Source organism: Mesorhizobium sp. Cs1321R2N1 (assembly GCF_037179725.1).
Lineage (GTDB): Bacteria > Pseudomonadota > Alphaproteobacteria > Rhizobiales > Rhizobiaceae > Mesorhizobium > Mesorhizobium salmacidum.
The window spans coordinates 1-24,822 of sequence record NZ_JAPYKP010000081.1; the positions used below are offsets into that span (position 1 = coordinate 1).

Sequence of the window (24,822 nt, forward strand, 5' to 3'; positions counted from 1 at the left end):
CCGCCGAGTTGCCCATATGGCTGCATCGGTACAATTGGCACCGTCCGCACGGAAGCCTAAAGTCCAAACCGCCAATCAGCCGCCTGGGCCTGACCAAGGACAACCTGTTGAGGCTCCACACCTAGGGACGCTACTGCGGTTGCGAATTTGAATGCCGGCGGGACAGCGCCCCCCTCTGGCCTGCCGGCCATCTCCCCCTCTTGGGGGGAGATCAGATACAATCGCGACCTTCGCTAACCGCCTGCGCTCCAAGACTGGGACAGAGGGGGGCGCCGTAGAGCGCTACCTCCGCGAGATGCGAGAAATCCCATGACACGCTATGCCACCATCATCACCGGCGATGACGGCCTTGAGGTCGTCAGCGCCATCGGCGAATTCGAGGGCGCGGCGCCTCGGGCGCGCCTCGGCCGTGTCGAGGCGGTTGCGCCCGGCGTGCTGATCGGCATGGTGCGGGACGAGGCCGGCGGTTTCTGTTTTCCGCAAGCAGCCATCGGCGGGCAGCTCATAGGCCTTGCCAAGGCGCGGCTTAAGGCTGCAATGCCCGTTGGAGTGGCGAGGCTCGCGCCGGCCGCGAAGCCGAAGCGCGGCGGGAAGGCCAGGAAGAAATCCGCCCGCTCGAAAAAGCCGGCCAGGCGGGTCAAGCAGGCGCTGCCGGAGGCTGCCGCCGGTGATACCAATGCCGTGGCGCGGATCCATGACTGACGAAACCGGGCCGCCGCGCGCCAAGGCAAGGCCGGCAAAGCGCAAACCGGTCAGCTCGGCAGCCACGAAGAGACCTCGCCCGAAGCGGACGAAGAAGACGCTGGGCGACGATTTTCTCGCCGCCGTGCGGGCCGATTTCCGCATCCACGGCGCCGGTGTCCTGGCCGAGGTGCGGGCCGACAAGCCGGACCAGTATCTCAAGATCGTGCTTTCGGTATTGCCCAAGGACATCGATGTCGCCATCAACCAACTGGACACGCTGAGCGATGAGGACATTCGCAACCGCATCCGCGCCCTCGAAGCCATCCTCCGGCCGTTCCTCGACGCCGATCCCGGCGCCGCTGATGCCGGCGAGCGCGGAATATCTGGCGCTGCTGGCGGAGCTTGACCGCCGGCAGCGCGCAAACCAGCTCGCCGCCTACAAGCCGTATAATCGCCAGGCTGAGTTTCACGCGGCTGGAGCGGCCAATCGCGAACGCCTGTTCATGGCCGGCAACCAGCTCGGCAAGACAAGGGCAGGCGGCGCCGAATGGGCAATGCACCTGACCGGGCGCTATCCCGCGTGGTGGCAAGGCAAGGTTTTCGAGACGCCGGTGCGGCTGTGGGCAGCCGGCGTCACCGGCGAGGGCACGCGCGACAACCCGCAGCGCGTGCTGGTCGGCCCGCCGCAGCAGCAGGCGGCATGGGGCACCGGCATGATCCCGGCGGATGCGATCGCCGACACCATCATGGGGCGCGGTGCGCCCGGCGCGCTCGACAGCGTCGTGGTGCGCCATGGCGGCGGCGGCGATGTGCAAGCCGGCGAGAGCGTGCTGTCGTTCAAGAGTTTCGAAAAAGGCCGTGAAAAATGGCAGGGCGAGACGCTGCACGGCGTCTGGTTCGACGAGGAACCGCCTCTCGACATCTATTCCGAAGGCCTGACCCGCACCAACGCCACCGGCGGCATCACCATCGTCACCTTCACGCCGCTGCTCGGGATGAGCGATGTGGTGCTGTTGTTCCTGTCGGCGGGGGAGGTGGACGGGATGGGTAGGGGGTGAGGCCGTCTTTTCCTTCTCCCCCTGTGGGAGAAGGTGGATCGGCGCGAAGCGCCGAGACGGTTGAGGGGTGATGGCGGGAACACCGGCCTCGCCAAGCTGGAACACCTCTCATCCGACCTCGCTTCGAGAGGCCACCGCCCTGGGCGAGTCACTGGCCTCGCCCGCCCTTCGGACCCCACAAGGGAGAAGGTAATTGTCGCACCAAGCCCGAAAACCCGGTTCAAACAATGGGGTGTGGCCCTGGGCTGGTAGAATGGTTCAAGGGACAAAAAATGAGCCGCCATGTCACCTTCATGACCATTGACGACGCGGCTCACTACAGCGCCGAGCAGCGCGCGGCGATCGTCGCCGCCTATCCCGAGCATGAGCGCGAGGCCCGTGCCCGCGGCATTCCGGTGCTGGGCTCCGGCCGCATCTTTCCAGTGGCCGAGGCGCTGATCGCCTGCGAGCCGTTTCGCCTGCCGCGCTATTGGCCGCGCCTTGGGGCGCTCGATTTCGGCTGGGATCATCCTTCGGCCGCCGTCGAGCTTGCCTGGGATACGGAAGCCGACGTCGTCTATGTCACCAACGCGAACCCGTGCGTTTGGCGACCACGGTCAACATTGCCCTCCATGGGCTGCAAACCATCGATGGCGTGGCCACCGCCGTGGGCGACCGCGTGCTGGTGAAGAACCAGGCCACGGCTTCCGAGAATGGCATCTACACCGCCAGCGATGGCCAGTGGTACCGCGCGGCGGACGCCCGTACCAGCCGCACAATTCAGAAGGGCACGACCGTGCATGTGCAGGTTGGGATGGTCAATGAGAATCGCATCTATGGCTTTCAGACAGTTGACCCGGCGATCGGCACCGACCCGATCGCCCTTGAGTTCTATACGTCGGCAGCGTCAATTAATCTGCCAGCTATCGCGGCGAATACCATTCTCGTCGCGGACTCTGACGCTTCCGCCTATGAGGCCGTACGGTTTGTCTCTATCTCCAGCTACGGGGCGAGTACAGGTGCGGGCACAGCGACGAACACAACAGCCATCAATGCGGCGATTGCCTATGCCGCCGGGCTACGCATCCGGGAGGTATACGTGCCTGACGGGACGTTTGTATCCAACGCATTGACCAACCCTAACGGGGTGAAGCTTGTTGGCCCGGGTAAGATCATGATCGGTACGCTCTCTACACAGTACAAAGCGAACTCTACCTCTGATTTCTATGACAGCCACTATGATGGTCTAGAGTATCTTGCAGCCGTTCATCAGGCGCTCGCAGGGCAGAACGTTTGTCGCGCCGCGTTGTATGGAGATAGCACCGTTGTTGGTGTGTCTGTTACCGATAACCAGTATCTTCCGCATACGTTGCTGGACAGGACCGCTTTCCAGCGCGGGGCGTTTTATTTCAGCACAGCTAATCGAGGTGTTAGTGGAACCTTCGCAGGCGCTATCCTCGCAGGTCTTCCTGATTTCACCGCTTTAGGGCAACTTAATTCAGACCTGGCAGACCCAGAAACCAAGTTGATCGTTATTAAGTACATGGTGAATGATCCCTCTGGTTGGGGTGTTCCTGCCTGGGGTCAGATCGGCGATACGGTTGAATATTACTCAGAGAACATGAAGAACCTGCTCGCCTATATCAGAGCAGCCCGGTCGGTTTCTGGATTGTCCGTAGTGTTGGTGACTGGCAATAGTGTTAATGACCCTGCTACTGGCAGAGATCAGCAGTGGTTTGAGAAGGCTATCCCTGTACTGCGTAAACTCGCCCGAGATTACCAGTGCACCTTCGTAGACGTGTATTCCCCGTTCAGCGATGCTGTTCACGCAGGGTCATGGATGGATGATCTCGCCTCGGATGGTGTACACATTCACCCTAAAGAGATCATGCAAGCATGGATTTGGGGACGAGTGGCGGACGCGGTGTTCAACAGAACAGTCATGGAGCGCTTTGGCTACAATGCTGTTAACGTGTACTCTTCTACAAGTCTACATGCCGCAACACCTGGAGCTCTGCCCGATAACTTCCCGTATGGTATTTCCATTTACCGAGCAACGGCTGTGCAAGGCTGGCCTATCGATGGTGCGCTTATTGTGCACAGGACGCCCGACCAAATAGTATCGCAGAAGCTCTTTGCGTACGGTGCCGGTAATGCTAACGGGCATTCCATGTCACGCTATGCTGATAGTGTCGGCAATTCTTGGAAGCGTTGGAGCCGTGTGGAGACCGCGCTACCCTTGTCTAATGGCTGGGTAGATTACGCCTCTGGTTGGGCACCGCCAATGTACTCGATATCAGACGATGGTTACGTGCAGGTGCAGGGTCGCATCAAGAGCGGGACCATCACGGCTAATACAACCGTCGCAACGCTTCCGGCTGGTTTCCGGCCTTCCAGCGCCATTGACTTTGTGGTTCCAACGAGTGGCGGCATCGGGCAACTCTACGTTAACACTGACGGCACGGTGAAGATACTTAGTGGCGGCGACGCAACCTACACCAGCCTTAACCCTATCAGGTTCCGAGCGACGTAGAAAAAAGGCGCCGTCTACCAAGCCTGAAGCTCGCCGAGTGTCTTTTTGTCGGCTTCTTCAGCCTCGGTCAGCGCCCGGTATTGCCAGATGCCTTGACCCATCGCATCACTAGATCGCCGCTGGCGGTTGACCCGTTGATCAGCTTGCGCGACCGCCAGGAATGGAATTCCTGCCAATCCCGTCCTTGCGGACCATGTAGTCCTGGACAAGAAACGCTGCGAACTGCCCAAGAACGAGGGTGGTGAAGACAGCTTCTAAAGGTTCCATGGTCCGGCTTGTATCACGCTGCGGTAGCTGAACTCAATTGCACGGCAATTCCAATCCATGTAGGGGCATTGGTATGGACCAGATGATGACGCAGACTCTGACCCCGGAACTAACTCGGACGCCGCCTGAACGCTTCCCCTATCTCAGCGCGCTACGCGGGCTGGCGGCCCTTTGGGTTATCGCAGTCCACGTTGCCCACATGCCGCAGCCTCGTATGGAATTGCCGGCTTGGTTTGAGATTTATGTCGCCAACGGCGTTTGGGGCGTCCAACTATTTTTCGTGGTCAGCACATTTTCGCTTTGTCTCATGCAGCCAAGCCACGCAGGGGAGCGGCGGCCGCTCTTGGGTTTTGCCTTGCGTCGCTTCTTCCGCATTGCGCCGCTGTTTTATCTCCTGATCGGGGTCACGCTGCTCTCCCTCGTCCAGCCGGTCACGAACATTTTCAATTTCAATCCTGCCGGTTTTTTCATCAATGCCAGAACGATCCTCTCGAACGTGACTTTCGCCTTCAACCTGGTGCCCGGATATGGTCACCAGACGTCACTGGTCCTTGCCGGTTGGACGATTGGCACAGAGATGATGTTCTACCTGGTCTTTCCGTTCGTGTACGCCCACACCAAGAGCATATGGTTGGCTACGACCGCAATGCTCATCAGCCTCGTGGTGGCGAAGGTCTTCTCCATGACGGTGGCGCTTTTCACGGCCGACCCTGCCAGCTACCAGACGTATTCGATCTTTCACCATCTGCCGGTTTTCATGTGCGGCTTTGTCGCCTTCTGGGCATTGCCCTTGCTCAAGGGCCGACCCAACAGTAAGCAAATTGGAGCCGCGTTGTTGGCGTCCGTCCCGGTACAGTTCTATGCGGTTGCAGGGGGCTCGGTGCCATTCGTCGAGCCGTACCATTGGCTTGGCTTCATGTTCGCCTGCCTGCTCGTCGGTCTCGCCCTTTGCCCGATCCGCATTCTCGTCAACAAAACCACGGTTTGGATTGGGGACATCAGCTATTCGGTCTATCTCGTTCACAGCCTGATCATCGTTGCGTTGTTCCCGATCTACAAGCAGATACAGGCGTCAGGAGGCGGGAGAATAGCAGGATTTGTATCCTGCTATGTGCTGACGCTGGCGTGTGTCCTTCCGGTTGCTGCGATGACCTACAGGCTTTTAGAGAAACCTTCCAACAATTGGGGCAAGAAGCTTGCCTCTCGATTGGCGGAGAGAAATGAGCGACACCGCATAGTCGTTCGGGAAGCGACTTGAGAGGGAGGAGCGCGCGCGCCGGACACCTCCACCCATCTTCGACCGTAACATACGCATCAGGGGTGTAATATTGCCACTGGCCGTCCTTGCTCAGCCCGAGATGGTCCCCCCTGACCAGACGAAGAAGACCACTGCGGCCAAGAAGAGTGCAAAGCTTGCCATGATCCGCTCTGATTGCCTGAGCGTGACCATCGAAGTGAAATAGCTCATCCGCATCCTTGCGCAATCAACCGCCAGCCTGAAACCTGTTCGTCCGCCCGCTGACAACCTGCGTCACCCGGACCCATTCCCCTGAAGTCGGCTCCCGGCCAAGCGTTGCCGCCGCCTCATCAAAGGTCTCGGCCTGAACATCGGTGCGCCTCACGGCCATGCCGTCCACTGTGAACTGCATCTCCTGACCACAAAAGGAAATCCCTATGGACCGCAACTTCGCGCGGGCGCTTGCGCTCGTCTTGAAATCCGAGGGCGGCTGGTCGGACAATCCAGCCGATCCGGGCGGCGCCACAATGAAGGGCGTCACGCTCGCCAACTTCCGCCGCTATGTGAAAGCCGACGGCAGCAAGGCCGATCTGCGCAAGATCGGGGATGACCAGGTTGCCACGGTTTACCGCCGCTTCTACTGGGATGCCGTGGCCGGCGCGGAACTGCCCGACGGCGTCGACTATGCCGTTTTCGACTTCGCCGTGAACAGCGGCCCGGGCAGGGCGGCCAAATACCTGCAGGCAACCCTGGGCGTCTCCCAGGATGGCCGCATCGGGCCAGCCACGCTCGCCGCGGCCAGGGCAAGACCGGCCGGCGTCGTGATCGACCAGCTCTGCGATCGACGGCTGGCGTTCCTGCAACGCTTGCCGACATGGGCGACATTCGGGCGCGGCTGGTCGGACCGGGTCAAGTCGGTGCGATCGCAGGCCTTGCTGATGTCGGCGCCGGCGGTTGTGTCCGCGCTGCCCGCAAAGCCGCCGCCGGAAGCGGCTCCGCCCAAGGCCGCGATGCCCGAGGGCAATGCGCCGGCGCCTGACAGTTCCGGCATGCCGATGGCCGCGAAGACAGGTGGGATCATCGCCGCCTGCCTGATCGTCGTCCTCGCCGCCTGGCGCCATATCGCTATCGCCCTGGAAGGGACGTTTTGACCATGGCCACCGTCACCCAGCCGACTATCCGTCCAACCAACAAGCTGACGGCTGCCACGATCGCTGCCGCGGCCATCTCTGTTTCCGGCGTCTTCGTGCGCAATGTCTGGCCTTCCTGGTACGACGCCGAGACATGGGCGACGCTTCTGCCGATCGCGGTCTTTGCCATCGGCTACCTGGTGAAGGATGAGCCAAACCGATGAATAGGCTGCTTAATTTCCTGCTCACCAATCCGACCATTCTGGGCGTTGGTGCCACGATACTGGCGGTATTCGGCTGGGGAGTTCGTCAGCGGCTGGCCGGCGAACGGGCGGAGCGCGTCCGACAGGCCGCCACCGAAGCCGAGGCGCGCGAGGTTGCCGACCAGGTCCAGAACGACATCGGTGCGCTGCCCGCCGCCACCGCCCGAAAGGAGCTCAAATCATGGGCAAGGGATTGATGCTTGCCTCGGTCGTGGCCGCGCTGGTTGGCTGTACCACCGCCAAGGGCGGATTTTGCGCGCTGTCGAGCCCGCTGCGCCCGTCGGCGGCCGCGATCGACGCGCTGTCGGATGCCGAGGTCAAGGCGTTGCTGGCGCACAACCGCAAGGGCGAAAGACTGTGCGGATGGAAGCCATGACCGTCATCTTCCTTCCGATGGGCTCGGTCCTGCTGCTTGGCGGCGTGACCATTTTCAGCGCTGGATCGATCTTCGGCTTTCTCGTTGCGAGGGCGGTGAAATGATGCACGAACTGTTCGACCTGCTCGGCATCAAGGGGCCGGTGGTTGCCGCCGGTCTTGCCGGCGGCGTCCTGCGGGCTTTGTCGCGTCATCGCTACAAGCTGCGCGAGATGGTGGCATCGCCAATCTGCGGCGCGCTCGCCGCGGCCTATCTGACGCTGCCCGTGGTCCAGTATGCCCGCGCCACCGGGCTGCCGCTGGCCAGTGACGACACGACAACGCTGGCGGCGGCTTTCCTCATCGGCGTCTGCGCCATGTGGATCTCGGATATATTGTTCGAGGTGATCGTGCGGAAGTTCAGGCCAGCGGGGGAGGAATGATCCCGTGCTTTGCCCGGCGTTGAGAATCCGCGGCTCGGTCGAGCCAAAGCCCGCCTCGGCTCGCGCCGGGGCGGGCTTTTTGCGTTTGTGGCTCCTCGATGGCTGTTGTTATATCCCAACGCAAGGCTGCCGGGTTCGTGGCGGCACTGGTCCGGCACGGGCTCGCGGATGCAGATTGAGAGATATGACGGGGACCGCGAGGCGCTGCTGCCGCTGTTTGCCCTTGCCGACGATTCGGCCATGCAGATCTACCGCTATATCGATGAGGGCGAGGTGCTGATTGCTCGCGAGGGCGGCGAAATCGTCGGCCATGCGCAGATCATCGATACAGGCGATACCGGTGCCTTCGAACTCAAGAGCATCGCCGTCACTCAAGCGCGGCAAGATGAGGGACTGGGCAGGTTTCTCGTGGCCGCGGCAATCACTCGCTGCCGCGAGCGCGGGGGCCAGCGCCTGATTGTCTCGACGGCAAGCTGCGACATTGGCAATCTGCGCTTCTACCAATTGCATGGCTTTCGGATGAGCCGGATCGTGCGGGACGCTTTCGGACCGTCGACCGGCTATCCCGAAGGTATGCTCGTGGATGGCATCCCGCTGCGCGACCAGGTGGTCTTCGAATATGACCTCAGCGCCGATTGAGGATGGCGGATGCCCACCTGCGTTGCAGTTCCATTAGACTAGCGACAGCCATCGCAAGACTAGCGACAGCCATCGCAGACAATCAATAGCCCGCTCCGGTTCGCCGGGCGGCTATTTTGCGTTTCGGCCAGATACCTTGGCAAGTCCTAAGCCAGGATGTTGACGGCGCGGGCCGCGACCAGCGCGATCGTCAGCAGCGAGATCATGGCCTCGGCCATCATCAGCAGCTTGGCGCGTTGGGAGAGCGGCAATGTGTCGGTTGGCGAAAACGCGGTCGCATTGGTGAAGGCGAGGAAGAAATAGTCGACGAAGCCCGGCAGCCAGTCGCGGATTTCGCGGTCGCTAAGGGTCATTTGCGGAAACAGGAAATCGGCATGGGCGCGTGTGACGAGGCCGCAGGTCGGCGGCCCGCCACGGTCGGTGCTCCAGAACCACAAGGCAAAGACGATCACGTTGGTGACCCAGATGTTGAGCGCGTCGACCAGCAGGGTCTGGCCGCTGGAGCCCGCATGGCCGGCCAGCAAGGCACGCACCAGAAGCGCCAGCGAGCCGCAATTCATGACGCTGACGAGGCCGGTCATCACCAGGGCCGTCCTGCGGATCATGACGCGAAACCGGCCAACCAGATACCAGTGCTCCTCCTCGACCGCTTTCTGGGTGGCGACCTGCGTCCAGGCGGTGGCTACGGACAGGGGTACGAGCAGGGCGGCCTCCAGCGCCGGCGCCAGCCAGCGGGGGCCGAACGAAAGATCGTTGATGACCAGGAGCTGCAGGCAGATGATGACGAGGACCGCCGCGCGCGCCAGCCAGAAGTCGAGCGCGCGGTGGTGGATGACGGCATGCTGGTGACGCATCGAGTATCCGGGATGTTCAAGTGGGATCAGTGTGCGGGCTGTTCTGCCCGGCGACGGCAGTGAGAGACCGTAGATCCCGCTCAATCTTGGTCTTGCAATGACCCGCAAGTATACTTTTTTGTAAGCTTTGATGTTTGGGGCTGTTCGGCAAACCAGGCGATGTGGTCTAAGCGCCGCATGGCGGGAATTGACGACTCCATCGATCGTTGGATGCCGGCAGGGCTGCCTGCCGTTGAACTGGACTCGTCGTCGGTCTGGTCCGCCCTGCTTCGGCACCCCTGGGGTTTGCTGGCGCTTTTGTGCCTGGCGCAGACCCTGTGCTGGACGGTGGTGCCAACACTCATCAATCCCGCACCGCCCGGTGATGTTGTGGAAGGCTTCATGTGGGGCCGCGAATGGGTGCTTTTAACCTACAAGCATCCGCAACTGCCCGGCTGGCTGCTCGAGACCAGCCATCTTCTGACCGGATCGTTCCGCTGGCCGCAATATCTGCTCGCTCAGCTGACGATTTCGGCCACCTTCGTCCTGGTCAATCTGCTGGCCCGCGACATGCTCGGACAACGGCGCGCGCTGGCTGCCGTGCTTTTGATGCCATCGATATATTTCTTCGGCTGGCCGACGCCGCAATTCAATCACGACTATGCGCAGATGCCGTTCTGGGCCGCGATCTGCTGGCTGTTGTGGCGCGCCGGCCGCGGCGACGGGCCAGGCTGGTGGCTGGCGCTCGGACTGGTGTCCGGCGTCGGGCTCTACGCCAAGTTCTCTACCGGCCTGCTGCTCGCTTTCGGCGCTCTCTGGCTGCTGTACGAGCCGCGCGCGCGCAGCCGGCTGGCGACACCCTGGCCATGGCTTGGCCTGGCCGTTTTTCTCGTGGTCGCCGCGCCGCTGGCCATCGCACTCTACCGCATCGATTTCCTGCCGTTGACCTATTTCGCCGACCGCGATGCGTGGGTGAGCGAGCACCGAGCGCGGCTCTACTATATCGGCGTCCAGATCGCCGGGCTTTCCGGCTTTCTCCTGGTGTTGGTGCTATCAGGGCTCTTGCGGCGCTCACCAGCCCCGCAAGAGCCGGTCGAGCGCGGCACGCTCGTCTATCTCCTATGGATGGGGCTTGGGCCCGCGGCGCTGGTCATGGTGGCCTCGCTGTTCACCGGCACCGGCGAGGCCTGGGGCGCGCCGATGTACAATCTTGTCGGCATCGTCGCGTTGGCCTTTCTGGGTCACCGGCTCGGCACCGTCGAGATGCGAAAGCTGGCGATCTGCGCCTTCATCTGCATCGTCACCATGTCGGGCGCCTATGCGGCAATCCGCTGGACGGACTGCAATGTGCGCGGGCGCATGGACGCCGTCTGCTGGCCCGCGCAGCCGATCTCGGACGAGGCCGAGGCAATCTGGCACGCGGCGGCGCCCGGCCAGCTCGACATCGTCGGTGGCGACACCAATCTTGCCATGCTGGCGGGCCTCAATGCCTATGACAAGCCGTCGATCTTCACCGACCTCGATATGCGGTTCGCACCCTGGATCACGAGGCAGCGGTTGCGCGACCATGGCATGCTGATGATTTGGCGGGGTCATGGCGTGCCGCCACAGTTGCGGGCATGGTTGGACAACATCCCGGTCAAGACGGTTCTTTTCAACTGGTCGCGCGAGGCGCCGCCGGTAGCGGTCAGTTTTGCCGCCATTCCGCCTGGTACGCGATATCTGCCGGTTGCCGCCAGCAGCCGGACCCGGCATCCGCGCGTCTAAGGCGGGCAGTGTCATGCGCCGGTTCGTTAGGGGGCGCCTTCCACCGGTATGACCGAATGGCCGCTCGTCTGACTGGACGAACCGGGCGACAATGCCCATTTATGGGGATATCCATATTTGTTGTCGCGCAATTCCCCGGGGAAAGCCGCTACACTTTCCTGGGATTGCCTTTGAGGAGACGTTACATGGCGACTTCGAGCGAACGTGCAGTGCTTGCCGGTGGCTGCTTCTGGGGCATGCAGGATCTGATTCGGCGCTTCCCGGGCGTCCTCGCCACCCGTGTCGGCTACAGCGGCGGCGACGTGCCGAACGCCACCTATCGCAATCATGGCACGCATGCCGAAGCCATCGAGATCACCTTCGATCCAGCGAAAATCAGCTTCCGCCAGCTTCTGGAATTCTTCTTCCAGATCCACGATCCGACGACGCGCAACCGCCAGGGCAACGATGTCGGCATGAGCTATCGCTCGGCAATCTACTACACTAGCGAGGAGCAGAAGCGTGTGGCGGAGGACACCATCGCCGATGTCGATGCCTCCGGCCTGTGGCCCGGCAAGGTTGTCACCGAGCTCGCGGCGGTCGGTGCGTTCTGGGAGGCCGAGCCCGAGCACCAGGATTATCTGGAGAAATATCCCAACGGCTACACCTGCCATTTTATCAGGCCAGGCTGGAAACTGCCGGTTCGCGAAAAGGCAGTTTCATAAGATTTTTTTGGCGGCGGGCAGAAGCTCCCGCTGGTTGCCACAAGACCATAGCGGCTGTTAACCACCGTCCGGCGGTTGACAGTTCGAATCGGCGCGAAGGGCGCCGCCGGCCGGTCGTGGCGGACACTGAAATCGATGCGCATGGAAATCGCGGAACCTCAGTCCGCGATTTCCATGCTGCGAAAACTATTTCCCGCAGTTGCTGTCGTTAACGGTCGGCGCGGTCGCATTGCCATTGGCATCCGTCTGCGCGCCCTGCGGATTGTTCGGGCAATTCTGGTCCGCGTTGGAATTCATGTCACCCGGCGCGATGGTCGTGCTGTTGGTTGCGCCCGGATCGATTGTATTGGGCGAAGCAGGGGTAGCTGGGTCTACAGTGACCGACTTGCCGCTGCCGCCGGGCCGATCCGCGCCGGCTGCGCTATTGCTTTGCGCCATGGCCGATGTTGCAAGGGCAATGGTGAAGGCCGAGGCCGCGAGGATTTTCATAAGCATGGTTTGTCTCCATTTCTATGAATTCGTCGCCAGAGCGGTTCACGGGCTTCGCGGAAGCAACTGACCGCTCTATCTCTTTGTTTTGACGCAATTCCGGCCAGAAACCGCTTCACACTTTTCCTGCGATTGCGTCTGGTGGGACAACCCCTCGGCATTGCGAAGGTTCCAGACAATTTCCGAGCCGGCGGCACGCGGTTGCGTCTGCGCTGGCGCAATGCTTTTGGCGCAGCTTGCTGAAAAAACAGCTTCCCCAACCGATCGAATGGTGCTTTAACGCCGCCATCCACAGGGGTGCTCCGTACGGTCGGGGCTGAGACGGGGGCGGCAAGCTCACAGACCCTAGAAGCTGATCTGGGTAATACCAGCGGAGCGAGGCGGGCGATGTTTTCAGGTGCACAGGTTTCCCTATATCCAATGGCCGACGATTTTGTCGGCGTCATCCTGGGTGCGCTCGGCGCGCTCGATCCATATCGCGCCAAGCTCAGGATCGAGACCGACGACATCTCGACCCTGCTGGTCGGGTCCCCCGAGGTGTTGTTCCCGGCGCTGCGTGACCTTTTCGTGGCTGCGTCCGGCAGCGGCAAGCATTGCGTGCTGTCGGCCACCATTTCGCGTGGCTGTCCGGGGGAGCCGGACGATCCGATCTGCCGCTCCGACACGTTCGGCGGACCCGCCGGGCCACTCGGACCACGCAAGCAAGCGGCCATCACCGCCGTGCGCGGCGCGCCCGCCACTGGGCAGCCAGCGGCGGCGCAGTTCTCGCTCTATGTGATGGGCACGGACGACCACATGGACGAGATCTATGGCTGCATCGATTTCCTGAAGCAGTCCGGCGTCTACGATCGCTCCAAGAATTTCTGCACCAAGCTGCGCGGCGATGCCGGCGCGATCTTCTCGGCGCTCGATGAAGCGTTCTGCCGCTTCGGGCCAGGCGCCGGCCACGTAACCCTCGACGTCACGGTTTCGGCCAACAGTCCCACTGCCGTTTGAACCGCTCGCGCCGAAGCGCGCGCCGTCAAGGTTATCTTCTCGTGGTTTCATCGTCATTCAACTCGCGTCAACTCGCGGGCTTCTTCGCCCAGGCAGCGCCGGCCGTGATAACGATCGGTCTGGTGCTCGTGGCTTGGGAACTCTACGCAAACCATTCCGGCATCAAGCCGACGGTTCTGCCGGCGCCCTCGCGCGTCTTCGAACAGGCGATGCTCAATCGTGACGCGCTGCTCGACAATGCCATTCCCACCATCCGCGCCACGCTGATCGGTTTTGCCTGTTCGCTCAGCGCCGCCTTCGCGCTGTCGATGCTGGTCGACTTCTTCCAGCCTTTGCGGCGCGCGCTGTTTCCCGTGTTTATCGTCAGCCAGACTTTGCCGCTGGTCGCCATCGCGCCATTGGTGGTGCTTTGGTTCGGTTTCGGGCTGACGCCCAAGATCATGCTGGTGGCGCTGGTCACCTTCTTCCCGATGCTGGTAGCGCTCGTGCAGGGCTACGAGGCGACCGAGGTCGAGATTGGCCAGATGCTGCGCGCCATGGGAGCAGGGCGCTGGCGGGTCTTCATGCTGGCACGGTTGCCTTCGGCGCTGCCGTATTTCTTCGCGGGCCTCAGGATCTCCATCACCTACGCCGTCGTCGGCGCCATCTTCGCCGAATATGCGGGCGCGGCCAAAGGGCTGGGCATCTACATGCTCAACGCCAAGAACAATTTCCGTCCCGACCTGGTGCTCGCCGCCGTCGGCGTCAGCGCCGCGCTCACCCTCGTCCTGTTCGGGCTGACGGTGCTGCTCCAGCGTCTTGCCATGCCCTGGGAACGAGCCGCTGGCAGGCAAGCCGCCGGACAAGGCCCGCAAGCATGAGCCGGCTCGAATTGCGGCACATGCGCAAGGCCTTTGGCGGGCTCGAAGTGCTCGCCGACATTTCACTGCGCGTGGATGCCGGAGAATTCGTCTCGATCCTTGGGCCTTCGGGTGCCGGCAAGTCGACGCTGTTCCAGCTTTTGACCGGCGCCGAGCATGGCGAGGGTGAGATGTTCTTCGACGGCGCGCCGCTCGACGATCACGGCAGGCATTTCGCCTTCATGCCTCAGCGCGACGCGCTGATGCCGTGGCGGCGCATCCTCGACAACACGACGCTCGGGCTCGAGGTGCAAGGCGTCAACCGCAAGGCGGCGCGGACGCGGGTCGCGCCGCTGTTTGCCGAGTTCGGGCTTGCCGGATTCGAGCGGCACTTTCCAGCGCAGCTTTCGGGCGGCATGCGCCAGCGCGCGGCGCTGCTGCGCACTGTGGTGCAGGAACGCGACATGTTGTTGCTCGACGAGCCGTTCGGCGCGCTCGATGCACTGACCCGGGCGGCCATGCAGCGCTGGCTCGAACAGATGTGGCGGCATCATCGCTGGACGGCGATGCTGATCACCCATGATGTGCGCGAAGCCGTGTTCCTGTCCGACCGCATCTATGTGCTGTCGGCGCGGCCGGCCCATGTCGTGCGCGAAATCAAGGTGCCACTGCCGCGCCCGCGTGATCCGACCAGCACCGCCACACGGCAGGCCGGGGCACTCGAGGCCGAAATCCTCGATATTTTGCTCAACCTCCAGCCATCCAAAGGACATGACCATGACTGACTTGACGCGCCGGCAAGCCCTGCTGCTCACCCTTGCCGGCAGCGTACCGCTGATCACCGGATCGAGCCGCTCCTTCGCGGCAACGCGGAAGGTTACCGTCGCGCTCGACTGGACGGTCAACACCAACCACATCGGGCTGTTCGTCGCCCGCGACAAGGGCTTTTATCGCGAGGCCGGCCTCGAGGTCGACATCCTGCCCTATAGCGATACCGGTGCCGGCACGCTTGTCGCCAACCGCGTCGCCGATTTCGGCATCAACGGCACCATCAGCCTGTTCACCCAGAGGACCGCTGGGGCCGATTTGAAGGGTGTCTATGCCGTCGTGCAGTCCGAGACAGGCCGGCTGGTGTTCAATGCGGCGCGCAGCGAGATCAAAAGTCCGAAGGATCTGGATGGCCTGACCTATGGCGGCTTCGGCAGTGCCTGGGAGAACGCACTGATTTCAACCATCATCCGGCATGATGGCGGCAAGGGCGATTTCGAGACGGTGACGCTCGGCACTTCCGCCTACGAGGCGCTGGCCAACGGCTCGGTCGACTTCACGCTCGAAGTGTCGACCTGGGAGGGCGTCGAAGCCGAACTCAAGGGCGTCAAGCAGCGCAGCTTCGTCTACGCCGACTATGGCGTCCCCGACGAGCACACGACGCTTATCTCTTCGAGCGAAGCCTATCTCCAGGCAAATGTCGACCTGGCGTCATCCTTCATCCAGGCAACGCGGCGCGGCTATCAGTTCGCGGTCGATCATCCGGAGGAGGCCGCCACGCTGCTGATCGCCGCCAACAAGGATGCCCTGAGCAATCCGGCGCTAATCCACGCCTCGATGAAGACACTGATCGAGGGGCACTATCTGCGCGGGCAAGACGGCACCATCGGCATCATGGATCCGGCCAAGATGGAAGCGATCGGCTCCTATCTCCTTGCTGCCGGCATCCTGCACGACGCCGATGGCAAGATCGTCGCGCAACGTCCCGATTTTGCGAAATATTTCAGCAATGTGTACCTCAGATAGGTATCAATGCGGAAACCGCGAAAGGATCGTCCGATGCTGGACGCCGGGATGTCGCCAAGGTTGCGGCCCCGACAAACCCCGGGTGCGGCCCTCACCTTCGATCCGGTTTGATGCCGATCTGATCTTCTCGGTTAACGGCCCGGCAATGGTTGCGTGCGAGGGTCGCCCCGAGGGATCATCGGGATGCTTGCCTTGCTCATGTCAAAAAGCGACACACTTTCGCCTGCAGCAGATAACCGGTTTTTGTCCGCGGCGCGCAAGCGCGAGATTCTGCTCGACCTGCGCGAAGGTTTTTTTCGTGTCTGCGCCTTGGTGTGCGCGGGGCTGTTCGTCTATCGCGGCGTCTATCAGCTTATCGAGGATCCGACCCGGCTCAATGCCGCGCTGGTGGCGATTTCCGAGATACTCACCTTCACCTGGCTGCTTCTGTCGCGGCGTCCGGTGACGCGTGACTGGAATCCGCTGACGGTCATCGTTTCGGTGTCAGCCAGTTTTGGCGTTGCGTTGATCACCCTCCAACCAGGCATTGCACTCATCCCCCTTTATGTCGCCGCGCCGTTGCAGTTCATCGCACTGTTGTTCGTTATCTGGGGCAAGATCTCGCTGGGGCGCTCTTTTGCGATCCTGCCCGCCAATCGCGGTGTGATGACGGGCGGTGCCTATCGGCTGGTGCGGCATCCGATCTATGCCGGTTACCTCGCCGGCCATGTGCTCTACCTCCTGTCGGCCTTTTCCTTCCACAATCTCGCGGTCTATGCGGTAATTACCTATCTCCAGCTTTACCGCATCTTGCGCGAGGAGGCCTTGTTGGCCACCGTGGCGGAGTATCGCGCCTACATGGAACGCGTGCACTACAGGCTGTTCTATCGGCTATTCTGAGAACAAGATCGCCAAGGCACTGTTGGCGAACCCGTTTTTGGGCTGTTCAGGGGCGGGTCACCTCAACCTCGCCCAGTGAATCAAAGACTCCCGGCAAAAGCCGGGGTTGTCAGCAATCCGAGCCCGCCGTCCAGGCGGGCTTTTCTGCGTTTCGGGGCTGAATGTTCCGCAGCCGCAATGGTCCGGCGGAACGCTAGCCCCCTAAAAACGTTCTTACCTTGCAACATCCGAAATGACGCGATGTTGAAACAGCGCGAAAGCGCACATTCAGGAGCAGGGAAGGCCATGGGTCTAGGAACGATACTGATCATTATTCTAATCCTCGCGCTGCTCGGCGGCTTCAGCGGTCTCGGCGGTGGCCCGTTCTACGGAACCGGTTATTATGGTGGTGGCGGTCTCGGACTTGTGTTGCTCATCGTCATCATCCTTGTCGTTCTGGGACGCATTTAGCAGTTCGACCACGGCGGCAATCGCAATCGCGTGACCACGCTCACGTCGCCGGGCACCGGATTGTGATGCAAGCAGGCCGGCTTGTGATCCGGCATTCCGCGGGACTCGCGTATGGTGATTGCGGTCCACACCCCCCGTGGAAACAAGAGGAGAGGGTCCCACCCTTTCATCCTCCTCCAAGGCCCGCCCCGGCGTCCCCGGAGCGGGCTTTCCTTTTTCATCAAAGCGATTGCCTCGAAGTGCTGGCTCGCCGCAGGGTGATGCTGGGCCACTTGCGGTGAAGCATCCGTCCGCGCCGATCGCTGACAGAGTTCACATAGCCGCGCGTGCTTTTGCTCGACGAGCCGCTCGGCGCGCTCGACAAGGCGTTGCGCTTCCATGCAGATCGAATTGAAGCGCATCCAGCGCGAGATCGGCATCACCACTATCTTCGTCACCCACGACCAGAAAGAAGCGCTGACAGGCTCGCGGAAGGCCAGGATGTGGTGCTGCGGTGGTCGCCGGAGAGCACGGTGCTGATCGCGGCGGGTTAGTCTGGGCGTCTATAGCTGCGACGGTTGGCATTCCTTCGCGCCCCCTCTGTCCTGCCGGACATCTCCCCCACGAGAGGGGAGATCGGCTCTTATCGCCGGTTTCACGGATGTTCCACGTTGCAAAAAGTGTAATAAGGCTGAAGCTGCCAATCTCCCCCTCGTGGGGGGATGCCCGGCAGGGCAGAGGGGGGGGCGCTGTCCCGCCATGAGGTTGGGTAGAGTCCGGAGCACACCGATGACTTTGGGACTGAGTGCGCTGGACAAATCCATGCTCGGCAGTGAGCAAGGCCCTTCGGTCGCCGCCGCCATGAAGATCCTCATCGCCTTTTCCAAAGCCATCGGCGCCGGCAGCCTGCTCGACATCACCGGTGCCCATATCGATGGCTGCCTCTACCACGGCAAGGCAGGACTCGATTTCGTCGAACGGCTGGTCGAGGGCGGCGGCCGTGTGCGTGTCCCGACGACGCTGAATGTCGGCTCGTTCGACCTTATCCATCCCGGCATGGTGAAGATGACCGTCGCGGAAGAAGTGCCGGCGCGGCGGTTGATGAAGGCGCATCTGGAGCTTGGCTGCCAGGCGACCTTCACCTGCGCGCCTTATCAAACCCGCTTCCGGCCTGAATTCGGCCAGCAGATCGCCTGGGGGGAATCCAACGCCATTGTCTTCGCCAATTCGGTGATCGGCGCGCGCACCAACCGCTATGGCGATTTCATCGATCTGTGCTGCGCCATGACCGGGCGCGCACCGGCCTGGGGCCTGCATCTGAGCGAGAACCGGCGCGGCCGTATCCTGTTCGAACTCGACATCGCCGGTTCAGAGCCGAGCGACAGTCTGTTCGTCGGCGTCGGACTGATTATCGGGCAAGCCTGTGGCGACCGCGTTCCGGTGATCGCGGGCTTGCCGAAACCGCGTGACGAGGATCAGCTGAAAGCGCTTGGTGCCGCGGCGGCAACGACAGGCGCGGTGGCGCTGTTCCATGCCGTCGGCATCACACCGGAGGCCGGAACCGTCGACGAGGCCTTTCAAGGCACGGTGCCCGAGGAGATTGTCCACATCAACCGTGCCGACATCGACCATGCGTTGTCCAGGCTGTCGATGGTGCCCGATGGCGCGCCGCTCCGCGCCGTGTCGCTGGGCACGCCGCATTTCTCGCATGACGAATGGATGCGCTTGCTGCCGCTGCTGCGTGCGGTCGCGCCTGACAGGGGCATTCCAATCTATGTCAACACGGGCCGCGCGACGCTGAGCCGGCTGCGGGAGGAAGGGTCGCTCGATGGCATGGAGGCGTTCGGCCTGATCCCGGTCGCCGACACCTGCACCTACGTCACCTCGATCCTCGAGCGGCTCGACGGCGTGGTGATGACCAATTCCGGCAAATGGGCGCATTACGCGCCGGGCAATATCGGTGTGACCGTCGCCTTCGCCGATATGAAGGACTGCATCCAGTCCGCCGCGGCCGGCCATGTCGTGCGGGGTGCGTCATGACGCAGCCGATTGAAGTGAAGGACGTTGAAAGAGCCGGGACATTCCAGCTGACCGGCGCCGCCGAAGGGGAGGCTTTGGTGTTTTCGCAGCCGCTCAGCTTCTGGGGCGGCATCGATGCCGAGACCGGCAATATCGTAGATCGTTCGCATCCGGGCCTTGGCCAGAATGTCGCTGGCAGGGTCCTCATCATGCCAAGCGGTCGGGGATCTTCATCCTCATCCTCGGTCTTGGCCGAGGCGATCCGCAGAGGCACGGCGCCCGCGGGTATTTTGTTGGAGTGGCCGGACCCGATCCTGGCCGTCGGCGCCATAGTCGCCGAGTTCCTCTACGGGATCAGCATGCCGCTGGTGGTCTGCGACATAGCCGGTATCGGTTCCGGCGAACGCATTGCGGTTGGTGTTCGCGAGGACGGTGGGGCGAGCGTGCGCAAGATCTGAGACTTGCCTCAAATCTCCGGGATGTTCTCCTTGAAGATTACCTGCAGCCTCGGCTGGTGCAGTTCATAGGGTAGGCCCCTGACCGCATGGGTCAGGATGTTGAGCGCCTCGCGGGCCTCGACGCGCGGATTCTGGTCGATGACCGCGTCGAGCGTGCCGTCGAGCAGCAGTTCCTTGGTGCCGTCCGTCGCCTCGTGGCCGAGGAAAACCATGGATTGCGCACGGCCGCGCTCCTTGAGCGCGCGCGCGATGCCGGTGTTGCCGGCGCCGACATTGTAGATCGCGGCAAGGTCGGGATGCCGTTCCAGAAGGGCCGACGCCTCCGAATAGGCTTTTTCGCGATCGTCGAGCATTTCGCGCATCTCGACGATCTCGAGATTGGGCGATTCCTCTGTCAATATGTGCCGGAAGCCCATCTCTCGTTCCTCATGGCCGCGATAGGAGAGCGAGCCGGCGAACAGCGCCACCTTGCCGGGGCGCCCAGAACCCATGAAACGGTTGAGCAGATAGCCGGCCAGCCGCCCGGCGGCGCGGTTGTCGATGCCGATATAGGCGACCCTCGGCACATGCAGGATGTCGGAGGCGATCGTCACCACCTTGACATCGTTGGCCGACAGCGAGCGGATCGCCTCGCGCACCGTTGGATGGTCGAGCGCGATGACGCCGACGCCTTGCGTCTGGCCGCGCAGATCCTGCAGCAGGCGGGCGAGCCGGTCGGGATTGAAGCCCTCTATGGTGGCGATATGGACGTCGAGATCGGGGCGCGCCAGGGCCTGCGCCTCGATGTGGCGGTGCAGCATCTTGATGAAGGAATTGGTGCCCGCCGGCAGCGTGAAGTCGAGCCGGATGATCTCGCCGGGCATGGGTCGCAGCGACGCTCCGTTTGGGCTCTCGGCGATGTAGCCGAGGCGCTGCGCCATTTCGAGCACGACCTCGCGCGTGCGAGCCCGCACGCCGGGGCGGTTGTTGAGCACGCGGTCAACGGTGGCGGCGGAGACGCCGGCTTCCCGGGCTATGTCAGTCAGGGTGGAACGCACCGTCTTTCATCTCCTCAATGCATCAAGATCAAGCAATGCCGGCTGCAGGCCTGATGACGTCAGCCGCCTCGTTATCCGCGATTCTGATGGGAAATGATGTATCCGGCCTTAGCCGATGCGCAAGCCGTTGGGCTAAAATCGAGTCGCCCGGTACGACCATACAGGGAAAGGAAACACATTTCCCATCAGATCGAGGCATCTGGAGAGGTATAGGAATCCCGGTATGGTGCATTTCCCTGCCTCATTGCCATGTTATGAGGTATTTTGATTATTTATGATGTTGACAGTCTTCCGATAGTGCCGTCAATATCCCTCATGGGCTCGTGGAGGAAACATTGGGCCTGAGGGAGGAATTCCAATGTCTGATCTGATCCGCATCTCGCGGCGCCGGTTGCTGGCGTCCGGAGGAAAAGCGGCGGTATTCGTAGCCGCTGCAGGTATCGCACCGCAATTCATCCGTCCCGGCCGCGCTTATGCTGCCGATGCCCTGGCGCCCGGCATGATCGGTGGGCCGACCGGCTTCGACGGCGCCGAGCGTTATCAATACGGCCCCGACACGCCTGAGGGTCGCGCCGTCGAGGCCGCCAAGGCGCTGAAGGGCGCCGGCAAGGCGCCGGCCAAGATCGTGCTTGGCCTGTCGGACGGCTCGATCGGCCAGCTCACCCAGCCTTTCCCTGCCGGCGCGCCGTCGATCAAGGAGCTCTGGGAAAAGGAGACCGGCATCCCGATCGAGATCGTCGGCCTGCCGAACGGTCAGGAATTCACCAAGACCATGCAGGACATCTCCACCAAGGGTGGGGCCTACGATATCTATTCGACCGAGTGGAACCGCCTTGGCGATCTCGCCGAGACCGGCGGTATCGCCAAGCTCGACGATTTCGTCGCCCAGTATAAACCCGAGTGGGACGATCCCAAGACCGGCTATGTCGATGGCGCCAAGGGCGTGTCGCTGCTCAACAAATATCGCGGCTCGAACTATGGCGTGTCGCTGGACGGCGACTTCCAGACCTGGGTCTACCGCACCGATCTGTTCGGCGACGAAGCCGAGAAGAAGGCCTTCAAGGACAAATACGGTTATGATCTGGCGCCGCCGAAAACCTGGAAGCAGCACGGCGATATCGCTGCCTTCTTCCAGCGCCCGGACAAGGGCCTGTTCGGATCCACCGACCTGCGCAACCAGGGCTGGGGCTACACCAACTGGTACCAGCGCTATGTCTCGATGGCCTCGCCCAACCAGTTCCTGTTCGGCGACGACGGCAAGCCGCTGATCAATTCCGAACACGGCATCGCCGCCACCAACGAATATGTTGAATCGCTTGCCCATCATTCGCCGGACGCGATTTCGTGGGGCTGGCCCGAGCAATACGGCAATTTCGCCAAGGGCGGTGCGGTGATGACCTGCGCCTTCTCCAACCTGCCGAAATTCCTCGACAATGCCGGCAACAAGGACTCCAAGGTCACCGGCAAGATCGGCTCGATGCTGCCGCCCGGCCGAGAGATCGACGGCAAGCTGATCAGCCGCTCCGTACTCTGGTTCTCACTGACCGGCATGGTCTCGTCGCAGTCGAAGAACCAGGAAGTCGCCTATCTCCTGCTGCAATGGCTGGGTTCGGCCCGCATCTATGCCTGGATGAGCGCCAACCCCGGCGGCTATCTCGATCCGTTCCGGCTTTCGGACTTTTCCGATCCGCTGGTGCGCCAGACCTATCATGCCTACCACATGGACGTGGTGCGCGAGACGGTCGCCCGCACGGTGCCAACCATCAACTATCCCGGCGCCACCGCCTTCCACAACGCGCTGGACGAAAACCTCATGGCCTCGCTGACCAAGGCCAAGACGTCGGAGCAGGCGATGGCCGACACGGAAGCCGAGTGGAAGAAGATCGCGCGGCGCATCGGCGAAGACAAATTGCTCGAAGCCATCAGGACCAACAAGGAGGCTTGGCCGACCGTTCTCGATCCGATCAGCTGATCCGTCTCCCTGGATCAGAGACGGAGGGGAGGGGCGAAAGTTCTTCCCCTCCGCAACCGACGCCACCAGCAAAGCAGCCAGATGAAGCGTTCCGTCCCCTTCGAGATATTCCGCTACGCCGCGATCCTCGCGGCGATGGCTGTCACGCTGGTGCCCATCTTGTGGATGGTCTCCATGGCCTTCAAGCCGATCGCCGAATGGTCGGCGACCGGTGCCGACCTGACATGGTGGCCGAAGAACCCGACGCTCAGCAACTTCCAGTTCGTATTCGGCGAGTCCACCAACAATCTGATCGTCGCGCTCGACCGCACCGCGCTGAAGCCGATCCTGTCGTCGCTTCTGTCGGCGGTGTTCGGCACCGCGATCGCCATGTCGGCCGGCACCGCCGCCGCCTACGGCCTGTCGCGCTTCGGCTCCGGCCAGAACCTGCCGCTGGCGCTGATTCAGCTCAGGCTGTTTCCGCCGATGGCCGTCATGATCCCCGTCATGATCATGTGGGCCTTCCTCAACTTCACCGACAGCTGGTGGGGGCTGGCGTTGATCTACGGCATCGTCACGCTGCCGTTCGCCTTCTGGCTGATGAAGACCTTCTTCGACGACATGCCGCGCGAGATCGAGGAAGCCGCCTTGGTCGAGGGCTGCTCGCGGCTGCGCGTCTTCACCCGCATCACGTTGCCGATGATGCGCGCGCCGCTGGCGAGCGCTGCCCTCTTCGTCTTCATCCTCAACTGGTCGGACTATCTGATCGCGTTGCTGCTCACGACGCGCGAATGGGTGACGATCCCGGTCTACATGGCCTCGCTGTCGTCCTCGATGACCGGCCAGCTCTACGGCGCCAAGGCGGCGCTTGGGCTCATTGCCGCCGTGCCGCCGGTCATCATGGGAATCGCCATCCAGCGCCATCTGGTGCGCGGGCTGACTTTCGGAGCGCTCAAGCAATGAGCGCCGTGACCGCAACGATTTCGGAGGACGAGATGGGCGCCGCGCGCGGCAGGCCAGCCCTGCGCGACGAAGGCACGCGGCTGGGCTTTCGGCTGACCTTGCCGGCGCAGATCCTGGTGCTGTTCATCTCGGCCTTTCCGCTCCTGATGCAGCTCTACATCAGCGTCACCGACTGGTCGCCGCTTTCGGGCCTCGGCTGGTGGAACGCCTGGGAGATGTGGAACAGCTTTGCCAACTACACCGACCTCGCCGCCGACGCACGGTTCTGGAGCGCGCTGAAGCGCACGGTCATTGTCATGATCGTCTGCGTGCCGGCGGAATTCCTGTTGGGCCTCGCGCTGGCGACGCTGTTCGCCGACGATTTTCCCGGCAAGCGCATCTTCTATTCGATCCTGCTGATGCCGATGATGGTGGTGCCGGCGGTGGCCGGCTATATGTTCTTCATGCTGTTCCAGTCGGGCGGCCCGGTGAACGACATCCTGTCGGTCATATCCGGTACACGCGTCACCATCGCCTGGCTGTCGGACCCGACCCTGGCGCTGATCGCGGTGATGATCGCCGACATCTGGCAGTGGACGCCGCTGATGTTTTTGATCCTGCTTGCCGGCCTGGTCGGCGTGCCGGAGGACCAGATCAAGGCGGCGACCTTGCTCGGCGCCAATCCCTGGCAGCGCTTTATCACCATCGTGCTGCCGAAAATGAAGACGATCATCATCATCGCGCTGGCGATAAGGGTGATCGAGAACTTCAAGATCTTCGATACGCTCTACATCATGACCGGCGGCGGCCCCGGCGTCGCCACCGAGACGATCTCCGTCTACATCTACAAGGTCACCACGCAGGACCTGATCTGGGGATATGTGGCGGCGATCGCGCTGGCCATTCTGGTTGTGCTCTCCATCGTTGCCGTGTTCGCCATGAAGCGCATGGCGCGGGCAAGGCAGGTGCCGGCATGAGACTTCCTGTGTCAACCTTTGGCGAGCAAGGCAGCTGCGGCGGGGTGTCTGTCTGGATTGTAGAGGGTACCGTCCTGCCAGGCGCGCCAGAGGATTCTGAGCCAAGCCCTGGCAAGGATGC

Annotated in this window: 28 protein-coding genes, 2 pseudogenes and 1 riboswitch; of the genes and pseudogenes, 27 read left to right on the forward strand and 3 right to left on the reverse strand. The window is 62.3% G+C overall.

Annotation, left to right across the window (positions count from 1 at the left end; all coding sequences use genetic code 11):
* The 13 genes and pseudogenes from O7A61_RS19710 to O7A61_RS19770 form a co-directional block, all read left to right on the forward strand.
* A pseudogene (locus O7A61_RS19710) lies at positions 1-125 on the forward strand (IS481 family transposase); the annotation flags it as partial.
* A gap of 184 nt (positions 126-309) precedes the next feature.
* Positions 310-702: a hypothetical protein gene (locus tag O7A61_RS19715; protein WP_337131222.1), complete on the forward strand. Its 393-nt coding sequence runs from the start codon at positions 310-312 to the stop codon at positions 700-702.
* Positions 695-1,090, forward strand: a complete 396-nt coding sequence (locus tag O7A61_RS19720; RefSeq protein WP_337131223.1) for a hypothetical protein — start codon at positions 695-697, stop codon at positions 1,088-1,090. Before O7A61_RS19715 ends, O7A61_RS19720 begins: the two co-directional genes overlap by 8 nt.
* Positions 1,047-1,742: a terminase large subunit domain-containing protein gene (locus O7A61_RS19725; protein ID WP_337131224.1), complete on the forward strand. Its 696-nt coding sequence runs from the start codon at positions 1,047-1,049 to the stop codon at positions 1,740-1,742. Before O7A61_RS19720 ends, O7A61_RS19725 begins: the two co-directional genes overlap by 44 nt.
* A gap of 272 nt (positions 1,743-2,014) precedes the next feature.
* Entirely contained in the window at positions 2,015-2,410 is a 396-nt protein-coding gene (locus O7A61_RS19730) for a terminase large subunit domain-containing protein (RefSeq protein WP_337131225.1), read from the forward strand.
* Complete coding sequence (locus tag O7A61_RS19735) at positions 2,326-4,254, forward strand: SGNH/GDSL hydrolase family protein (protein ID WP_337131227.1); 1,929 nt, start codon at positions 2,326-2,328, stop codon at positions 4,252-4,254. The genes O7A61_RS19730 and O7A61_RS19735 overlap by 85 nt, the downstream gene beginning before the upstream one ends.
* Before the next feature lie 340 nt (positions 4,255-4,594).
* Entirely contained in the window at positions 4,595-5,779 is a 1,185-nt protein-coding gene (locus O7A61_RS19740) for an acyltransferase family protein (protein ID WP_337131228.1), read from the forward strand.
* Positions 5,780-6,195: 416 nt separating this feature from the next.
* Entirely contained in the window at positions 6,196-6,909 is a 714-nt protein-coding gene (locus O7A61_RS19745) for a glycoside hydrolase family 108 protein (protein ID WP_337131229.1), read from the forward strand.
* A gap of 2 nt (positions 6,910-6,911) precedes the next feature.
* Positions 6,912-7,112 carry a hypothetical protein gene (locus O7A61_RS19750; protein ID WP_337131231.1) on the forward strand — a complete coding sequence of 67 codons (201 nt, stop codon included), beginning with the start codon at positions 6,912-6,914 and terminating at the stop codon, positions 7,110-7,112.
* Positions 7,109-7,348 (forward strand): ABC transporter permease, encoded by a 240-nt coding sequence (locus O7A61_RS19755; RefSeq protein ID WP_337131233.1) that lies wholly within the window; start codon positions 7,109-7,111, stop codon positions 7,346-7,348. The genes O7A61_RS19750 and O7A61_RS19755 overlap by 4 nt, the downstream gene beginning before the upstream one ends.
* Positions 7,333-7,527 (forward strand): hypothetical protein, encoded by a 195-nt coding sequence (locus O7A61_RS19760; protein ID WP_337131234.1) that lies wholly within the window; start codon positions 7,333-7,335, stop codon positions 7,525-7,527. The genes O7A61_RS19755 and O7A61_RS19760 overlap by 16 nt, the downstream gene beginning before the upstream one ends.
* Positions 7,528-7,630: 103 nt before the next feature.
* Entirely contained in the window at positions 7,631-7,948 is a 318-nt protein-coding gene (locus O7A61_RS19765; RefSeq protein ID WP_337131248.1) for a hypothetical protein, read from the forward strand.
* Between the two features lie 168 nt (positions 7,949-8,116).
* A complete protein-coding gene (locus O7A61_RS19770) occupies positions 8,117-8,587 on the forward strand; it encodes a GNAT family N-acetyltransferase (protein ID WP_337131236.1) in 471 nt (156 codons plus the stop codon).
* Between the two features lie 146 nt (positions 8,588-8,733).
* Here the strand turns inward: O7A61_RS19770 and O7A61_RS19775 are convergent, their stop codons facing one another.
* Complete coding sequence (locus tag O7A61_RS19775; protein WP_140510677.1) at positions 8,734-9,441, reverse strand: hypothetical protein; 708 nt, start codon at positions 9,439-9,441, stop codon at positions 8,734-8,736.
* A gap of 210 nt (positions 9,442-9,651) precedes the next feature.
* Between O7A61_RS19775 and O7A61_RS19780 the strand changes: the two genes are divergently transcribed.
* A complete protein-coding gene (locus O7A61_RS19780) occupies positions 9,652-11,187 on the forward strand; it encodes a glycosyltransferase family 39 protein (protein WP_337131237.1) in 1,536 nt (511 codons plus the stop codon).
* Between the two features lie 185 nt (positions 11,188-11,372).
* Positions 11,373-11,891 carry a peptide-methionine (S)-S-oxide reductase MsrA gene (msrA, locus tag O7A61_RS19785; RefSeq protein ID WP_337131238.1) on the forward strand — a complete coding sequence of 173 codons (519 nt, stop codon included), beginning with the start codon at positions 11,373-11,375 and terminating at the stop codon, positions 11,889-11,891.
* A gap of 186 nt (positions 11,892-12,077) precedes the next feature.
* Here msrA and O7A61_RS19790 read toward each other — a convergent pair whose 3' ends face one another.
* Positions 12,078-12,380, reverse strand: a complete 303-nt coding sequence (locus O7A61_RS19790; protein WP_442921091.1) for a hypothetical protein — start codon at positions 12,378-12,380, stop codon at positions 12,078-12,080.
* Between the two features lie 283 nt (positions 12,381-12,663).
* Positions 12,664-12,777, forward strand: a riboswitch (TPP riboswitch).
* On the opposite strand from O7A61_RS19790, the gene O7A61_RS19795 reads away from it, so the two are divergent.
* From O7A61_RS19795 to O7A61_RS19835, 9 genes and pseudogenes are all read left to right on the forward strand, one after another.
* Positions 12,768-13,376 carry a YkoF family thiamine/hydroxymethylpyrimidine-binding protein gene (locus tag O7A61_RS19795; RefSeq protein ID WP_027141502.1) on the forward strand — a complete coding sequence of 203 codons (609 nt, stop codon included), beginning with the start codon at positions 12,768-12,770 and terminating at the stop codon, positions 13,374-13,376. It overlaps the preceding riboswitch by 10 nt.
* A 104-nt stretch (positions 13,377-13,480) precedes the next feature.
* Positions 13,481-14,236, forward strand: coding sequence for an ABC transporter permease (locus tag O7A61_RS19800; protein WP_442921092.1), 756 nt, complete (start codon positions 13,481-13,483; stop codon positions 14,234-14,236).
* The gene (locus O7A61_RS19805; protein ID WP_337131241.1) at positions 14,233-15,000 is read left to right on the forward strand and encodes an ABC transporter ATP-binding protein; all 768 of its coding nucleotides are present in this window, start codon (positions 14,233-14,235) and stop codon (positions 14,998-15,000) included. Before O7A61_RS19800 ends, O7A61_RS19805 begins: the two co-directional genes overlap by 4 nt.
* Positions 14,993-16,009: an ABC transporter substrate-binding protein gene (locus tag O7A61_RS19810; RefSeq protein WP_337131242.1), complete on the forward strand. Its 1,017-nt coding sequence runs from the start codon at positions 14,993-14,995 to the stop codon at positions 16,007-16,009. Before O7A61_RS19805 ends, O7A61_RS19810 begins: the two co-directional genes overlap by 8 nt.
* Before the next feature lie 243 nt (positions 16,010-16,252).
* Positions 16,253-16,888 carry a methyltransferase family protein gene (locus O7A61_RS19815; RefSeq protein ID WP_245262035.1) on the forward strand — a complete coding sequence of 212 codons (636 nt, stop codon included), beginning with the start codon at positions 16,253-16,255 and terminating at the stop codon, positions 16,886-16,888.
* Positions 16,889-17,173: 285 nt separating this feature from the next.
* Entirely contained in the window at positions 17,174-17,338 is a 165-nt protein-coding gene (locus O7A61_RS19820) for a DUF3309 family protein (protein WP_023768317.1), read from the forward strand.
* Positions 17,339-17,658: 320 nt separating this feature from the next.
* Positions 17,659-17,812, forward strand: a pseudogene (locus tag O7A61_RS19825) (spermidine/putrescine ABC transporter ATP-binding protein); the annotation flags it as partial.
* Positions 17,813-18,106: 294 nt separating this feature from the next.
* A complete protein-coding gene (locus tag O7A61_RS19830; protein WP_337131243.1) occupies positions 18,107-19,357 on the forward strand; it encodes an aconitase X in 1,251 nt (416 codons plus the stop codon).
* Complete coding sequence (locus O7A61_RS19835) at positions 19,354-19,794, forward strand: aconitase X swivel domain-containing protein (protein ID WP_337131244.1); 441 nt, start codon at positions 19,354-19,356, stop codon at positions 19,792-19,794. Before O7A61_RS19830 ends, O7A61_RS19835 begins: the two co-directional genes overlap by 4 nt.
* Before the next feature lie 8 nt (positions 19,795-19,802).
* Here the strand turns inward: O7A61_RS19835 and O7A61_RS19840 are convergent, their stop codons facing one another.
* Positions 19,803-20,831, reverse strand: a complete 1,029-nt coding sequence (locus O7A61_RS19840) for a LacI family DNA-binding transcriptional regulator (RefSeq protein WP_337131245.1) — start codon at positions 20,829-20,831, stop codon at positions 19,803-19,805.
* A 358-nt stretch (positions 20,832-21,189) separates the two neighbouring features.
* Between O7A61_RS19840 and O7A61_RS19845 the strand changes: the two genes are divergently transcribed.
* The 3 genes from O7A61_RS19845 (at position 21,190) to O7A61_RS19855 (ending at position 24,701) form a co-directional block, all read left to right on the forward strand.
* A complete protein-coding gene (locus tag O7A61_RS19845; RefSeq protein ID WP_337131246.1) occupies positions 21,190-22,803 on the forward strand; it encodes an extracellular solute-binding protein in 1,614 nt (537 codons plus the stop codon).
* A gap of 81 nt (positions 22,804-22,884) precedes the next feature.
* Positions 22,885-23,745, forward strand: a complete 861-nt coding sequence (locus O7A61_RS19850) for a carbohydrate ABC transporter permease (RefSeq protein ID WP_015317068.1) — start codon at positions 22,885-22,887, stop codon at positions 23,743-23,745.
* Positions 23,742-24,701 (forward strand): carbohydrate ABC transporter permease, encoded by a 960-nt coding sequence (locus O7A61_RS19855; protein ID WP_337131247.1) that lies wholly within the window; start codon positions 23,742-23,744, stop codon positions 24,699-24,701. Before O7A61_RS19850 ends, O7A61_RS19855 begins: the two co-directional genes overlap by 4 nt.
* The last annotated feature ends 121 nt before the right edge of the window (positions 24,702-24,822 follow it).